Consider the following 15,200-nt stretch of genomic DNA (forward strand, 5'->3'; position numbering starts at 1 on the left):
CGAACAACAGATCATTCTCAAAATGAACGGAGTTCAGCGCGTGTTTTCGATTGCCCGTCTTCACCTGTCAGTGATTGCCGCCGCCCTTGCCCTGGCGGCCTGCAACACGTCCGTCGCCGAACAGCCAGCGGCGCCGGAGTTGGGTTCGGGCTATCGCGCCGACCTGCGTCCCCGTCACGCCGAGCGCCATATGGCCGCGGCCGCCAACCCGCTGGCAGCCGAGGCCGGGCGGGAGATGTTGCGCCAGGGCGGTTCGGCCATTGATGCGGCGATTGCCATGCAGGCGGTGCTGACCCTGGTGGAGCCACAGTCGTCGGGGATTGGCGGCGGCGCGTTCATCCTGCTGTGGGACGGCAAACAGGTGCACGCGTATGACGGCCGCGAAACCGCGCCGGCGGGGGCGACGCCGCGCCTGTTCCTCAAGGCGGACGGTCAGCCGATGGCGTTCAGCGCGGCGCAGATTGGCGGGCGCTCGGTGGGCACGCCGGGGGTGTTGCGCGCGTTGGAGATGGCGCACAAGCAGACCGGGCACTTGCCCTGGGCCACGTTGTTCGAACCGGCGATCCGCCTGTCGGAACAGGGCTTCGCGATTTCCCCGCGCCTGCATGCGCTGATCGCGGCCGACCGTCATATCCCTCGTTCGCCGGACATGGCAGCGTACTTTCTGAACGCCGATGGCACCGCCAAGGCCACCGGCACCTTGCTGAAAAACCCGACGCTGGCCAACGTGTTCAAACGCATCGCCAAGGAAGGTGCGGACGCGCTGTACCACGGGCCGATTGCCGATGAGATCGCGCGCAAGGTCCAGGGCCATCGCAATGCGGGCAGCCTGTCCGTGGCAGACCTTGCCGGCTACACCGCCAAGCCGCGCACGCCACTGTGCAGCGACTACAAGCAGTGGACCGTGTGCGGCATGCCGCCGCCGTCGTCGGGCGGGATTGCCATCGCGCAGATCCTCGGCACATTGCAAGCCCTGCAAATCCGCGATCCGCGCCTGGCCATCGCGCCCATGACACCGGTCAAGAGCGCCTCCGCCGCCGGCCTCGAACCCACGCCCGAGGCCGTTCACCTGATCGCCGAAGCCGGCCGCCTGGCCTTTGCCGACCGCGCGTTATACGTGGCCGATGCCGACTTCGTGCCGGTGCCGGTCGCCGGCCTGGTCGCAGCGGATTACCTGGCCACGCGCGCCGCGTTGATTGGCGAGCGCAGCCTGGGCGTCGCCAAGCCGGGCCAGCCGGCGGGTATTCAAGTGGCGTACGCGCCGGACCGCTCGCCGTTGCGCATCTCCACCTCGCAAGTGGTGGCGGTGGACGACCAGGGCGGCGCGGTGTCGATGACCACCACGGTGGAGTCCGCCTTCGGCGCCCACCTGATGGTCCAGGGCTTTGTGCTCAACAACCAGTTGACCGACTTCTCGTTCATTCCCGAAGAACACGGCCAACCGGTGGCCAACCGGGTACAACCGGGCAAACGCCCGCGCTCAGCCATGGCGCCGACGCTGGTGTTCGACCGCCAGAGCGGCGAACTGCTCGCCGCGCTCGGCTCACCGGGCGGCTCGCAGATCATCGAGTACGTGAGCAAGTCCCTGGTGGCGATGCTCGACTGGCAACTCGACCCACAGGCCGCCATCAGCCTGCCCAACTTCGGCAGCCGCAATGGCGCGACCGAACTGGAAGCCGGCCTGTTCAGCCCGGCATTGAAACAAGCGCTCAGGGACAAGGGCCACGCGCTGAGCGAGATCGACATGACCAGCGGCATCCAGGCCATCGTTCGCACGCAGGATGCGCAGGGCAAGGTGACGCTGAGCGGCGGCGCCGACCCACGGCGGGAGGGTGAGGCGTTAGGGGATTGATGTAACGGAGGGACGTTGTTGCGCTTATGGATCGCTCGTACAGAGCAATGAAAAAAGCAAGACCGGATGTCTTCCGGGAAGTCCTCAGTAACGCCTGATGGCGTTACTGGCCATTGGCTGATGATCAGCGACTGATCTTAAGCCCCTTGCGCCCCGCATGCCGCTCCAACGCCAACTCGATCAAGCGGCTGACCAACTCGCTGTAACTCATGCCCGCCGCCTGCCACAGCTTGGGGTACATGCTGATGCGGGTGAAGCCGGGCAATGAGTTGATTTCGTTGATCAGCACTTCACCGTCCTCGGTGAGGAATACATCGACCCGCGCCAACCCGGCGCAGCCCAATACCTCGAAGGCTTCGATGGCCAGATGGCGGATGCGCTCGCTGGCTTCAACACTGATATCCGCCGGCACCACCACCTGGGCGGCCTGTTCGTCGATGTATTTGCTGTCGTAGGAATAGAAGCCGCTGCTCACCACAATCTCGCCACAACCGCTGGCGATGGGGTTGTCGTTGCCCAGCACGGCGCATTCGATCTCGCGGCCCCGGACGGCGGATTCCAGCAGCACTTTTTCGTCGAAACCCAGGGCCAGTTCGACGGCGGCGAGGTACTCGGCTTCGTCGCTCACTTTGCTCACGCCCACCGAAGAACCCTGGTTGGCGGGTTTGACGAACATCGGCAGGCCGAGCGTGTTCACCGCGCTGTCGAACGAGGTGCGCGCCGCGTTGCGACGGTTGAGGGTGATAAACGGCGTGACGGCAATCCCGGCGTCGCGCAGCAGGCGCTTGCTGACGTCCTTGTCCATGCACACCGCCGAACCCAGCACGTCGGAGCCGACGAAAGGCAGGTCCGCCATGCGCAGCAGGCCTTGCAGGCAGCCGTCTTCGCCGAGGGTGCCGTGGACGATGGGGAAGATCACGTCGATGTGTTGCAACAGGCCCTGGCCGGAGGTCTCCACCACTTGCTGGCTGGCCTTGCCGGGCACCACCGCCAGTTCGCGGTTGGACTGGTTGAGCGCGATAAGGGCCGGGTTTTCCTGGTTGATCAGGAAGTTCGACGTGTCGTTGAGATGCCAGTGGCCGGCCTTGTCGATGCCGATCAGCACCGGCTCGAAGCGGGTGCGGTCGAGCGCGTCGACAATATTGCGCGCCGACTGCAACGAGACCTCATGTTCGGCCGAACGGCCACCAAAAATAATCCCTACGCGCACCTTGCTCATGACCTGGCCTCACTGTTGAACGTAAGGCTTCTTACCACGGGCGGTCAGCGATTTACTACCCGCACGCGCCGAACGCCCAGTAGCGAGCGCCTGCACAATCGTACAAGACCCCGGCACGACAACGGCTCCAGACTGGGTTAACGTGTTTCCACCTCTCTGTGTGACAACCCACCATGGGCAAACCCACCCCCACGCTCGACTGGCTGCACCGCGCCCCGCACGCCAGCGGCCTTGATCGTATCGAGGCGTACTTCGCCGGTTTCGCCTTCGACCCGCATCGCCACGATACCTACGCCATCGGGCGCACGTTGTCGGGCGTGCAGAGTTTTCACTATCGCGGCGACATGATCCACAGCGTGCCCGGCACGACCATGGTGCTTCACCCCGATGAAACCCACGACGGCCATGCGGGCAGCGACGAGGGCTTCAAGTACCGGATGATTTACGTGGAGCCGTCGCTGATCCAGCAGATCCTCGGCGGCAAGCCATTGCCGTTTATCCCCAAGGGGTTATCCACCGATCCGAGGCTGTTCCGCGCCAGCGAAGTGCTGCTGCAAAACCTCGATCACCCCATCGACCCGTTGCAGGAACAGGACGCGATGTTCGACCTGGCCCACGCGCTGAACAACGCCGCGGGCGCGATCATCAGCCGCAAGACCTTCGATTACCTGGCCGCCGAGCGCTCCCGGGAATTTATCCACAGCGCCCTGGGCCGCAGCATCACCCTGGATGAAATCGCCGACCACGCCGGCCGCGACCGCTGGGCGTTATCGCGGGATTTTCGTTTGTTGTTCGGCACCAGCCCCTACCGTTACCTGACCATGCGCCGCCTGGACCTGGTGCGCAGCCTGCTGGCCCAGGGCCAATCACTGGTGGACGCGGCGCTGACCGCCGGTTTTACCGACCAGAGCCATATGACCCGACAATTTCGCAGCACCTACGGCATGCCGCCGTCGCGCTGGGTGAAGATGCTCGGGCGCTGAAAAGGGGGCGGCTGCAGCCGCCCTACAGGTCAGTTCGACAGCTGGTTGGCGAACTGCCCCACCGCGCTGACCACCTTCTGCGCGCCGTCCTGGATTTCGATGATCACCGTGCCCGCTTCGGCCGCCAGGGTCAGGCCTTGCTCGGCCTGGGAGCGACCGTCGGTCATCAGGCTGACGGCATCGCGGGCCATGTCCTGGTTCTGACGCACCACGCCGACGATTTCCTCGGTGGCTTTGCTGGTACGCGATGCCAACTGCCGCACTTCATCGGCCACCACCGCGAAGCCACGCCCCTGTTCACCGGCCCGCGCCGCTTCGATGGCGGCGTTGAGCGCCAGCAGGTTGGTTTGTTCGGCGATGCCGCTGATGGTCTTGACGATGGTGCCGATCACCTGGGACTGGGCGTTCAGCGCCTCGATGCCCTCGCCGGCCTGTTGCATATGCTGGGCCAGGTCGCGCATCACGTCGACCGCCTGGGTCACCACCGTGGTACCGCGCTGGGCACTGCTGTCGGTGTGCAGGGAGGTGCTGTAGGCAATATTGGCGGCCTCGGCAATTGCCTGTTCGCGGATGACCTGGTCGGTGATCACCGTGGCGAACTTGACCACTTTGTACAGCCGATCATTGGCATCGAGTACAGGGTTATAGGTCGCTTCCAGCCACACCGCATGGCCATGGCTGTCCACGCGCTTGAAGCGCGCCGCGACAAACTCACCGGCGTTCAAACGCTTCCAGAACTGCTGGTATTCGGCGCTGTTGTAGTCCTCCGGTTCACAGAACATGCGGTGATGTTTGCCCTGGATCTGCGCCAGGGTGTAACCCATGCTGTTGAGGAACCGGTCGTTTGCGGTGAGCACGTGGCCCTCCAGGTCGAACTCGATCACGGCCGTGGAGCGCACCAGCGCGGTGATCAGGTTTTCGTGCTCGCGCGACGCCTCGATGGTGCGGGTGAGGTCGCTGGAGAAAATCGAAAAATGCTTGAGGCGCCCGTCCGAGCTGCGCACCGGTTGCACGATCGAACGCAGCCACGCTTCCTTGCCATTGCCACGCATCAGGCGCACGGCGCCGACGTAGTGTTCGCCGCGCATCAGGGCGTTCTTGAAACGCAGTTGAAAGGGGTCCTGGCGCACGTGGGCCGGTACCAGGTCTTCGATGGGGCGCCCCAGAAGGCCGGTCATCGGGTAAACCAGTTCCTGTAGAAAGTTGGCGTTCGCCCACTCCACCCGGCCTTCGACGTCCAGCGTCAGGCACAGCATTTCGCTTTCCAGGCTTTCCTTGACCTGTTGCAAGCTGGACAACTCTTCGCGAAGAGCCGCCAGCTCCTGCTTCAAACGGGTGTTGAACATGGGGCACCGATGATCATGAGAAAAGAACGGATTTGAACGTCATCGGCGCGCCAGGCGGTTTCTGAAGAGCCGTCCACGCCGGGGCCCGTTCTTTTTTGCAGCGGTCAAGGGAGGGGTTGATAAAGGCCGTCTGAGTCATGAGCTGCTACGTGCAGATCGGAGGTGGAACTGACTATAGAAATGGTACCAATACCGATGGCCTTAGGTGCCACTTGTAACAGCGTCTACCCCATGGCGCTTGCCAAACACCACCACACTCCCCACCCCCACCGCGCCCATCACCACGCAATAACCCACGCAAATCCATGGCCGGGTCGGCATCAGCGCGATCAGCATCAGCGGTGTGGTGCTCGCCCACAGCGCATAGGCGATGTTGTAGGTGAACGAAATCCCCGACACTCGCACCGGTGCCGGAAACAGGCCGACCATCACCGATGGCACCGCGCCCACTACGCCGCAACTCAAGCCCGCCACCGCGTACGCCGCGCCCAGCCAGAGGCCGCCGTTGATCAGGCTGGCGTACAGGATCGCAATGCCCACCGGCAGCAACAGGCTGTAGACCAGCACCGCGCGCCAGGCGCCGATGCGGTCCACCAGCAGGCCGGCCAGGACGCAGCCGATGTTCAGAAAGACGATGCCCAGGGCACTCAAGGCGAAGGTGTGGCTGGGGCTCATGCCGAAGGTTTGCTGCATCATGGTCGGGGTGATGACGACGAGGACCACCACCGCCGAGGTGAGCACGCAGGTGAGAATCATCGCCGGCAGCAACACGGCGCGATGGTCGCGCAGTACGGTGCGCAAGGGCAGTTCGGCGGCGGCCTGGCGACGGGCCTGCATTTCCAGGAATACCGGGGTTTCGCTGAGCCAGCGGCGCAGCCACACCCCGATGACGCCGAACACACCGCCGAGCAGGAAGGGGAAACGCCAGGCGTAGTCGAGGATTTCCGCGGGGCTGAACACCTGGGCCAGCAGCGTGGCGGTGAGGGCGCCGAGCAGGTAGCCGAAGGTCAGGCCGGCCTGCAGGAAACCCAGGGCATAACCCCGGTGGTGGGGCGGTGCGTGTTCGGCGACGAAGGTCCAGGCGCTGGGCACTTCGCCGCCCACTGCCGCGCCTTGCAGCACACGCAGCACCAGCAGGATCAGCGGTGCGAAATAGCCGATTTGCGCGTAGGTCGGCATGATCCCGATCAGCAGGCAAGGCAAGGCCATCATCAGGATGCTCAGGCTGAACACGCGCTTGCGTCCCAGGTGATCGGCAAAATGCGCCATCAGGATGCCGCCCAGCGGCCGCGCCAGGTAGCCAGTGACGAAGATGCCGAAGCTTTGCAGCAGGCGCAGCCACTCGGGCATTTCCGGGGGGAAAAACAGTTGGCTGAGGGTCAGCGCGAAGAATACGAAAATAATGAAGTCGTAGATTTCCAGGGCACCGCCCAGGGCGGCCAGGCCCAGGGTTTTGTAGTCGGCGCGGGAAAAGTGCTGCGCCTGTGGAACAGAGGTGGCAGTCATGACGGAGCTCGGCAGGCAAACAAAATGGCGTGCAGGTTATGAGCTGAGCCGGATGATGGCAATCGCAGCAGATATATTTGTTTTCCTCATGGATCGATGAAGATAACTGCATTCCCATATCAATGGCCGTAGCGGAACATGCCGAAAAATTGTCAACTCCATAATAAATACAAGAGGTATGACTCGTGGCCGATGCTATCGAAGAAAGCCGCTATGCCCGATTTGCCCTGCGTTGTTCCAACTTTGCCGAGCGCTGGTTCCCCGACTCCTGGGTGTTCGCCGCCCTCGCCGTGATTATCGTCGCCGTGGCGACCCTGGGCATGGGTGCCGCGCCGGGTGAAGCCGCCAAGGCCTTTGGCGATGGGTTCTGGAGCCTGATCCCGTTCACCATGCAGATGGCCTTCGTGGTGATCGGCGGTTACGTGGTCGCCAGCTCGCCGCCGGCGGTGAAACTGATCGACCGCCTGGCGCGCATCCCGAAGAACGGCCGCTCGGCCGTGGCCTGGGTGGCGTTGATTTCCATGGTTGCCTCGTTGCTCAACTGGGGCCTGTCCCTGGTGTTCGGCGGGTTGCTGGTGCGCGCATTGGCGCGGCGCACCGACTTGCGCATGGACTACCGCGCTGCCGGCGCTGCGGCCTATCTGGGCCTCGGTGCGGTATGGGCGTTGGGGCTGTCGTCGTCGGCCGCGCAGTTGCAGGCCAACCCGGCCAGCCTGCCGCCGTCGATCCTGTCGATCACCGGGATGATCCCGTTCACCGAGACCATCTTCCTGTGGCAATCGGGCGTGCTGTTGCTGGCGCTGATCGTGGTGTCGCTGATCATCGCCTACGCCACCGCGCCCGGCCCGAACAGCGCCCGCGATGCCCAGGCCTGCGGCGTCGACCCGGCGTTCAACCTGCCCAAGCCGCAAGCACCGACCCGTCCGGGCGAATGGCTGGAGCACAGCCCGCTGCTGACCATCCTGCTGGCGTTGCTGGCGGCCGGCTGGCTGTTCCACGAGTTCTCGACCAAGCCGGCGATCAGCGCGATCTCGGGGCTGAACACCTACAACTTCCTGTTCATCATGGTCGGTGCCCTGCTGCACTGGCGCCCGCGCAGCTTCCTCGACGCCGTGGCCCGCGCCGTGCCGACCACCACCGGCGTGCTGATCCAGTTCCCGCTGTACGGCTCGATCGCCGCGCTGATGACCGTGGTCAAGGGCGGCGACGGCCAGACCCTGGCGCACCACATCTCGACCTTCTTCACCTCCATCGCCTCCCACGACACCTACGCGCTGCTGATGGGCGTGTACTCGGCGGTGCTGGGTTTCTTCATCCCGTCGGGCGGCGGCAAGTGGATCATCGAAGCGCCCTACGTGATGCAAGTGGCCAATGACCTGCAATACCACCTGGGCTGGGCCGTGCAGATCTACAACGCCGCCGAGGCGCTGCCGAACCTGATCAACCCGTTCTACATGCTGCCGCTGCTGGGGGTGCTGGGGCTGAAGGCGCGGGACTTGATCGGGTTTTCGTTCGTGCAGTTGCTGGTGCACACGCCGCTGGTGCTGTTCCTGCTCTGGGCGTTGGGGACGACGTTGACGTATTGGCCGCCGGTGATGCCTTAACGTATGGATGGAAGCGACGAGCTGAAAGCCGCTTTTCCGATAAAACGCATGGGCTTGTCCCACTCAAAACGATGCCAAGCCCTGACTCCTCCCGCCAGCGCCTTTGGTTAACCTGATTCGGATGACGCCTCACACACCAAGGAAAATCCGATGACCCCTTTATCCAAATCGCTGGAAGAGTTGCTCAATGATATTTACCAGGACGACACCGTCTCCTTCGGGGAGTACAAGGCCCTGCGTGATGACGCCGATCGCCGCATGAATGCGGTCATCCAGGAGTTTGGCCAGCACAACAATGTGACTGCGTTTCAGAAAGCCATGGATGTGGCCATGCAACTGCTGCAGACCAGTGTCATCGACGCAAAGAAAGCCAGGCTGACCGACACGGGCGAAGCCATCGTCAAGGATGCCGTGACGGCGCAGGTGGAGTACTTGCGCGCCGGCAGCCAATTGGCCCTGCGGCTGTTGTGATCGGCTGAAAAAAACCTGTCTTCGTTCCGTCATATTGCATTGCTAACGTCCTGCGAAATATCTTGCAACATTTCGCCAAGGACTCCCCGCAATGAGCGACGAGCACGAAGACCGCCCTTCCGCCGATTCCGTCACCCCACCGCCGGTCGATACCAGCCGGCGACGTTTCCTCGGGGGCGCGGCGGTGCTGGGGGTAGGCGCGACGTTGGGTGCCTGTGGCGATACCCGTGACGCACCGGGCAAGCCGCAGGCTCGGCCACTCACGCCGCAGGAACTGGACAAGGCCTTGCACGACCAGGTGAAAACCGTGGTGGTGATCTACGCCGAGAACCGCAGTTTCAACAACCTGTTTGCCGATTTCCCCGGCGTGGAGAAGCCGCTGTCGGCGTTATCCGCCGCCGACTGTCAACAGCGCAACCGCGACGGTAGCGTATTGACCAGCCTGCCCCCGGTCTGGGGTGGCGTGTTGCAGGTCGGCCCGCAAAGCGTGGACGGGGTGACCTACCCCAACGCCGTGCAATTCCAGGAAAACCTGCCCAACGCGCCATTCGCCCTCAAGGGCCCGAATGCCGAGGACCTGCCCCTGAGCCTGGTCACCCGCGACTTGTGGCACGTGTTCTACCAGAACCAGATGCAGATCAACGGCGGCAAGAACGACGGTTTCGTCGCCTGGGCGGACTCCGGCGGCCTGGTGATGGGGCATTACGCCCAGAGTCGTTATTCCCTGCGCTTGTGGGACGTAGCCAAGGCGTTCGTGCTCTGCGATAACTTCTTCCAGGGTGCGTTTGGCGGCTCGTTCCTTAACCATCAATACCTGATCAGCGCCACTGCGCCGGTTTATCCGAATGCCGCGCAATCGGTGGCCAAGGCGCAGATCGCCACGCTGCAGAGCGATGACCCCACCGACCCGCGCCTCAAGCCGCTGGACAAATCCCCCGCCAGCGCCATGACCGGCCCGCCGCAGTTCGGTCCCAGCGCGCTGACCCCCGACGGCTACGCCGTGAACACCCTGGCCCCGCCCTACTGGCCGACCTGGATTCGCGACCCGGAAAACCCCGATTACGCCAAGCCCGACCTGCCCAACGTGCTGGTGCCGCAAACCCACGAGCACATCGGCGACAAGCTGTCGAAAAAGAACATCGACTGGGCCTGGTATGCCGGCGCGTGGCAGGCAACGCTGGAGCAGTTCAAGGATTCGGACGGCATTCCCAAGATCCCGAACTTCCAGTACCACCACCAGCCGTTCAACTACTTCAAGCAGCAGGGTCCTGAAAACCGTACCGAACGCGACAAGCGCCTGCGCGATGGCGGTTTGGGTGAAGAACCCGGCACCAACAAATTCTTCGCCGACGCCCAGGCAGGCAAGTTGCCGGCCGTGACCTTCTACAAGCCCCAAGGCAACCTGAACATGCACGCGGGCTATGCCGATGTGGCTTCCGGTGATCGCCATATCACCCGCGCCCTGAAGGTGCTGCAGGAAAGCCCGCAGTGGAAAAACATGGTGGTAGTGGTGACCGTCGACGAAAACGGCGGCTGGTGGGACCACGTGGCGCCGCCCAAGGGCGACCGCTGGGGCCCTGGCACGCGGGTGCCGGCAATCGTGGTGTCGCCGTTCGCGCGCAAAGGCACGGTGGACCATACGGTGTACGACACCGCGTCGATCCTGCGGCTGATCACGCGGGTCTTCCAGTTGGAGACACTGGACGGCCTCAAGCAGCGCGACGACGCAATGATCGCCCGTGGCCAGAAACCCATGGGGGATTTGAGCAACACCTTGCAATTCAACGTGTAGAACGCTTATCCAATAGCGACACGCCCGACGATTTAGCACGCGGTTTGCGCGGTCAGCCGCTACTGTGTGGGGGTGGGCTTTCACCCCCGCACAGATGGGCTTTCGTTGACAAGGAAACCACTATGTTTAAACCGACCAGGCTGTCCTTCACCCTGGCCGCACTGATGGCCAGCGCGGTCGTACACGCCGACATCGACGTACCGCTGGGTAGCACGCAACGGGTGACCCGGTTGTTCGCTTACCCCAACAACTGCAACGTGATCTGCTTTCGTCCATGGACGCTGGAGCAGACCGTCGAGCATTACCTGAACCAGAGCCTGCAACGCGATGGCTACAGCCGGGCCAGGGTCAGCGTCAAGGTCCATGACGACCAGGTCGCGGCGACGTTCAGCGGCGTACCGGACAGCTACGGCACGCCGCTGACGACGCTGCTCAATACCGCCGACCTGGCCTACCAGGGCGCCAGCCGGCTCAACAGCGACGGCAAATGGGCGTACAACTGGTACCTGTTCCTGCCGCTGGGCATGGCCCTTGAAAACCGCAAAAGCATCGAGCTGCTGCACTTCCCGCCGGATTATTCGCTGACCCAGGCCCAGGATTACCTGGAATCGGCGACCACCGATCGCTGGGCCAGCCTGCTCACCGACAATGGCGTGCCAGCCACCGAAACCCCGGCCTTCCAGACCATCATCGATATCGCCCCCATCGCCGCGCCGTCCAACGCCGGCAAGGACTTGGAGAACGTCTACAGCTACTTCACCGACTACCAGACGCGCATGGTCGCGGAGCTGAGTCAGCACGCCAACGGCGCGTTGCCGATGGTCGCGTTCGGCGCACCGGTGCGCAGTTGGATCCAGCAACAATACGGGCAACCCGTAGCGGTGCTGGGCCTGGCGAAAATCAGCCCGCAGGCGGGTAAAACCGTATCGGTCCTGGGCGCCAATCACCCAAGTTACATCTGGTACGCGGCCAACCCCGATAGCTATGACGGCGACGAACAGAAAGCCGACGAAGCCGGCCTGAAAGTGATGGGCCAGGATTTGAGCGCCGCCTGCTGGCAGGCCGGGATGGGCCAGAAGCCCGCGAGCGATCCGAATGTACTGCTCAAAGCCTGTATGAACACCTGGCAGGTCACGCGCAAAGAGCAGACCTGTGAGTTGTTCTTCACCTCGGTGCGCGGCCTGCCCCCGGAACAGGCGAATGCCAAATGCGCCACCCCGACAATCAAGACTCAGCTCAAAGCCCTGAAAAACGCCCTCCCAACCCCGACGACCAGCACTCCGCTGCTGTAGCGCGCACAAAAAAAACCCGATTTCTACTGTCAACTCTGACAGTAGAAATCGGTTCAATCTTCAGCGAGTCTTGAAGCGGGCCATCCGCTGCAAGACTGGTAGTCAGACACCACCCGCAAGTCGATGCAGCCCAACCAAGAAGAGTGATGAAAACTCAAGCCATGGACAAGGCTAAAACTGCTGCCAATGACTGCCTCTACCCCTTTGCGACATCGCTGTTAGAGCGCGGCTACCCTTCGCCCCGCCAGTTTCAAGTGGTGCGCAACCGCAACGGCACGCCGACGGGAATCAAAGCCCGCGTCGCCTTCGACAGCCGAACGCGCATTGCCAAGGTGTCGGGCTACGCCCTGGGCGAGCGGCGCCAGCACACCTTCCAGATCTCTTCGCGCATTCATCTGTACGACCGCTGGTTCTGCGGCCTGCTGCGCCATTCATGTAGCCCGAATGTGTATTTCGACATCCATTACCTGGAAGTCTGGACCGTGGAGGCGATTACCGCCGGTAGCTGGCTGACCCTCGATTTCGCCGACACCGACGACATCCTGCCCCGCCAATTTGCCTGCCACTGTGGCGCGCCCGATTGCCGGGGCTGGATCAAAGGTCGCAAGGAACAGATCAATGCCGAGGGGCTGCGCTTCCTTGAACAGCAGCGCAACCCCGAGTGCCCTTAGGCTTCGCCCAGCGGACGCAGGCGATACTGCGGCGGCAGTTGCTCAAAACCACTGATGGTGGTGTTCAGGCTCTTCCAGCGACCATCCTTGATGCCATAGATGCAGCCATGGACCGACAGGCTCTGCCCACGGTGCCAGGCGTTCTGCACGATGCTGGTGTGACCGACGTTGGCCACCTGCTGAATCACGTTCAGCTCGCACAGGCGGTCGACGCGTTCTTCTTCGGTCGGCAACTGGGCCAGCAGGTCGCGGTTTTCGTAGTAGAGGTCGCGGATGGTGCGCAACCAGCCGTCGATCAACCCGAACTGCCGGTCCTGCATCGAAGCGCGCACGCCGCCGCAGCCATAGTGGCCGGTGACGAGGATGTGTTTGACCTTGAGCACATCGACCGCGTACTGGATCACCGACAGGCAATTGAGGTCAGTGTGCAGCACCACGTTGGCCACGTTGCGGTGTACGAACAGATCGCCGGGCAGCATGCCGACGATCTCATTGGCCGGTACCCGGGCGTCGGAACAACCGATCCACAGGTACTCAGGAGTCTGCTGGCGGGCGAGCTTGGCGAAGAATTCGGGATCTTCCTGTTTGATCGCATCCGCCCAGCGTTCGTTGTTATCAAGCAGGTCTTGTAGTTCGTTCATCAGGGAAAGCCTCAGGAATGATGCCCAGCTTTGACAGACGACCGCCCGTCCGGGTCACGCCAGGCGACGATTAGCATGAATCTTTAGGCCGCCGTGCGTGTCAACACACTATAAGCCCCACAGTATGAGGATTGGCCATGACTGAATCACGACGTCCGTACGGCGCTACACAGCCGGAACCGATTGACGACAACGAGGACCGCATGGGCTCCATGCGTGAGTTGGACTTCAACAAAGAGGAGCCGACGGCGGAAATCGGCAATGAGATATCCCCGCGCGAGCGCAAGCACCTGACGCCTGACGAACGGGCGCGCGAAGCTGGGATGACCGGCGCTTCGACCGACGATGACATGAGCCCGGAGACACTGATCCGTGAAGATGGCGCGCGCGATGCCCAGGAAGCCGGTGAAGGCGAACAGGCTGATTGGGAACTGAGCATCGTCGATGAAGACGAGATTGGCGGCGGCAATGGGTGGGATGAAGCCGAATTGGCCGACCTCGACCCTGTCGACGGCAATCGCTGAGCCACCGTAGAGACAAATGTGGGAGGGGGGTTGCTCCCTCCCACATGGGTTGGGCGTTTAATCGACGAGCGTGCAGGCCATGACGACCGCATCTTCGCGCCCACCGACGGCCGGGTAGTAATCGCGCCGACGACCGATCTCATTGAAACCGTAACGCTCGTACAGACGGAACGCACCGGCATTACTGTCGCGCACTTCGAGGAAGCATTCCCGCGCACTGGCGGCATAGGCCCGGGACATCAGGTGCTCCAGCAGCGCCAGGCCCAAACCGCGGCCTTGGTTTTCCGGCTTCACCGTGATGTTCAGCAAATGCGCTTCGTCGAGGATGATCTGCACCACGCCATGGCCTACCTGCTGCTCGCCTTCGAACATCAGCCAGATCTGGTACTTGCCCAGCCCATCGAGAAAAATCCCACGGGTCCAGGGGTGACTGTACGCCGCGTATTCGATTTTCAGCACAGCGTCGAGGTCGGCCTCGATCATCGGGCGGAAGGATAAAGCCTCACTCATCAGTTGTTTTCCAGCGCGCCATCAGCCGGCGCATGGCTTGCCAGACATCAGCCTTACGCTGTGGCTCTTCCATTAATAATTCCAGGCCCGGCAGGGCCCACACCGAACCCAGGCCTTCGACCTGCAGCTCGCGGTACCAGGCCTCGGCATTGGCCTCGCCGGCAAAGCGCACGGCGGGCAGGCCGATCAGCCACAGGCACACGCAGGGTTCGTCTTCCAGGCGCGCCGACACAAAGCCTTGGACAAAATCCCGCGCCGCGTCCGGGCCCTGGTCCATGGTGCCGCGCACCAGCAGCGGCCAGCGCACCGGGTCGCCGACGATTTGCGGGCTGTCGGGCAGGCCGGCGGCGCGCAGCATGTCCTTGAGCAGCATGTAGGCCGGGTCGCGGGTCTGGAAGCGTTCGCCGGTGGGTAATTCCACCAGCAACAGGCAGCGCCCGGCCCGCAGCAGTTGCAGGGCAAACCGTGGAGGCGGGACGACAGGCGCCTTGACCACCGGGGCAGCCTCTTCGGCCACCACCGGCTTGGCCATCGTCGACGGGCGTGGCACCTCGACCTTGGCGCGTTCCACCACCGGCCGCACCGGCGGCTCCGGCTTGACCACCGCCACGGGTGCGGCGGCCTCTTCGCCCGATGTCTCGAACGCCTCATCGGGCTCGAGTGCCTGCAGCAACTCGGGCCGCGACGGGGCGGCAAACGGCAGTTCGGTGCGGGGCAGCCAGTTGACCACCTGCATGGCGGTCAAGTAAGCGCGACGTCGGGACTCGATAAGCACAGCTCGGCCACTTG

At 63.3% G+C, this 15,200-nt stretch carries 14 protein-coding genes and 1 pseudogene; 8 read left to right on the forward strand and 7 right to left on the reverse strand.

Annotated features, from left to right (window positions below; genetic code table 11):
- Positions 1–22: 22 nt before the first annotated feature.
- Positions 23–1,852 (forward strand): gamma-glutamyltransferase family protein, encoded by a 1,830-nt coding sequence (locus tag ACLH0J_RS31035; protein ID WP_411390340.1) that lies wholly within the window; start codon positions 23–25, stop codon positions 1,850–1,852.
- Positions 1,853–1,976: 124 nt separating this feature from the next.
- Here ACLH0J_RS31035 and ddlA read toward each other — a convergent pair whose 3' ends face one another.
- The gene (ddlA, locus tag ACLH0J_RS31040; RefSeq protein WP_411390341.1) at positions 1,977–3,071 is read right to left on the reverse strand and encodes a D-alanine--D-alanine ligase; all 1,095 of its coding nucleotides are present in this window, start codon (positions 3,069–3,071) and stop codon (positions 1,977–1,979) included.
- 173 nt (positions 3,072–3,244) lie between these two features.
- On the opposite strand from ddlA, the gene ACLH0J_RS31045 reads away from it, so the two are divergent.
- The gene (locus ACLH0J_RS31045; protein WP_411390342.1) at positions 3,245–4,054 is read left to right on the forward strand and encodes an AraC family transcriptional regulator; all 810 of its coding nucleotides are present in this window, start codon (positions 3,245–3,247) and stop codon (positions 4,052–4,054) included.
- A gap of 29 nt (positions 4,055–4,083) precedes the next feature.
- Here ACLH0J_RS31045 and ACLH0J_RS31050 read toward each other — a convergent pair whose 3' ends face one another.
- The 3 genes and pseudogenes from ACLH0J_RS31050 to ACLH0J_RS31060 all read right to left on the reverse strand — a co-directional run bounded on the left by ACLH0J_RS31050 (position 4,084) and on the right by ACLH0J_RS31060 (position 6,906).
- Positions 4,084–4,515: a methyl-accepting chemotaxis protein gene (locus ACLH0J_RS31050; RefSeq protein WP_411392917.1), complete on the reverse strand. Its 432-nt coding sequence runs from the start codon at positions 4,513–4,515 to the stop codon at positions 4,084–4,086.
- Positions 4,516–4,623: 108 nt separating this feature from the next.
- A pseudogene (locus ACLH0J_RS31055) lies at positions 4,624–5,400 on the reverse strand (PAS domain-containing protein); the annotation flags it as partial.
- Between the two features lie 201 nt (positions 5,401–5,601).
- On the reverse strand, positions 5,602–6,906 hold the full coding sequence (locus tag ACLH0J_RS31060) for an MFS transporter (RefSeq protein WP_411390343.1): 1,305 nt from the start codon (positions 6,904–6,906) through the stop codon (positions 5,602–5,604).
- 185 nt (positions 6,907–7,091) lie between these two features.
- Here ACLH0J_RS31060 and ACLH0J_RS31065 point away from each other — a divergent pair, with 185 nt between their 5' ends.
- From ACLH0J_RS31065 to ACLH0J_RS31085, 5 genes are all read left to right on the forward strand, one after another.
- Positions 7,092–8,510: a short-chain fatty acid transporter gene (locus tag ACLH0J_RS31065; RefSeq protein WP_411390344.1), complete on the forward strand. Its 1,419-nt coding sequence runs from the start codon at positions 7,092–7,094 to the stop codon at positions 8,508–8,510.
- A 150-nt stretch (positions 8,511–8,660) separates the two neighbouring features.
- A complete protein-coding gene (locus ACLH0J_RS31070; protein ID WP_010566764.1) occupies positions 8,661–8,981 on the forward strand; it encodes a hypothetical protein in 321 nt (106 codons plus the stop codon).
- Positions 8,982–9,072: 91 nt separating this feature from the next.
- The gene (gene acpA, locus ACLH0J_RS31075; RefSeq protein ID WP_411390345.1) at positions 9,073–10,773 is read left to right on the forward strand and encodes an acid phosphatase; all 1,701 of its coding nucleotides are present in this window, start codon (positions 9,073–9,075) and stop codon (positions 10,771–10,773) included.
- 122 nt (positions 10,774–10,895) lie between these two features.
- Positions 10,896–12,065 carry a hypothetical protein gene (locus ACLH0J_RS31080; protein WP_411390346.1) on the forward strand — a complete coding sequence of 390 codons (1,170 nt, stop codon included), beginning with the start codon at positions 10,896–10,898 and terminating at the stop codon, positions 12,063–12,065.
- 146 nt (positions 12,066–12,211) lie between these two features.
- Positions 12,212–12,736: an SET domain-containing protein-lysine N-methyltransferase gene (locus ACLH0J_RS31085; protein WP_411390347.1), complete on the forward strand. Its 525-nt coding sequence runs from the start codon at positions 12,212–12,214 to the stop codon at positions 12,734–12,736.
- Here the strand turns inward: ACLH0J_RS31085 and can are convergent.
- Positions 12,733–13,377: a carbonate dehydratase gene (gene can, locus ACLH0J_RS31090; protein WP_010566760.1), complete on the reverse strand. Its 645-nt coding sequence runs from the start codon at positions 13,375–13,377 to the stop codon at positions 12,733–12,735. The genes ACLH0J_RS31085 and can overlap by 4 nt on opposite strands.
- Before the next feature lie 137 nt (positions 13,378–13,514).
- Between can and ACLH0J_RS31095 the strand changes: the two genes are divergently transcribed.
- A complete protein-coding gene (locus tag ACLH0J_RS31095; protein WP_411390348.1) occupies positions 13,515–13,901 on the forward strand; it encodes a serine kinase/phosphatase in 387 nt (128 codons plus the stop codon).
- Positions 13,902–13,958: 57 nt separating this feature from the next.
- On the opposite strand, the gene rimI is transcribed toward ACLH0J_RS31095, so the two are convergent.
- Complete coding sequence (rimI, locus tag ACLH0J_RS31100) at positions 13,959–14,411, reverse strand: ribosomal protein S18-alanine N-acetyltransferase (protein WP_010566758.1); 453 nt, start codon at positions 14,409–14,411, stop codon at positions 13,959–13,961.
- A complete protein-coding gene (locus ACLH0J_RS31105) occupies positions 14,404–15,147 on the reverse strand; it encodes an energy transducer TonB (protein ID WP_411392918.1) in 744 nt (247 codons plus the stop codon). The genes rimI and ACLH0J_RS31105 overlap by 8 nt, the downstream gene beginning before the upstream one ends.
- Positions 15,148–15,200 lie beyond the last annotated feature (53 nt).

It is taken from the genome of Pseudomonas sp. MPB23 (assembly GCF_046605395.1).
Classification (GTDB): Bacteria; Pseudomonadota; Gammaproteobacteria; order Pseudomonadales; family Pseudomonadaceae; genus Aquipseudomonas.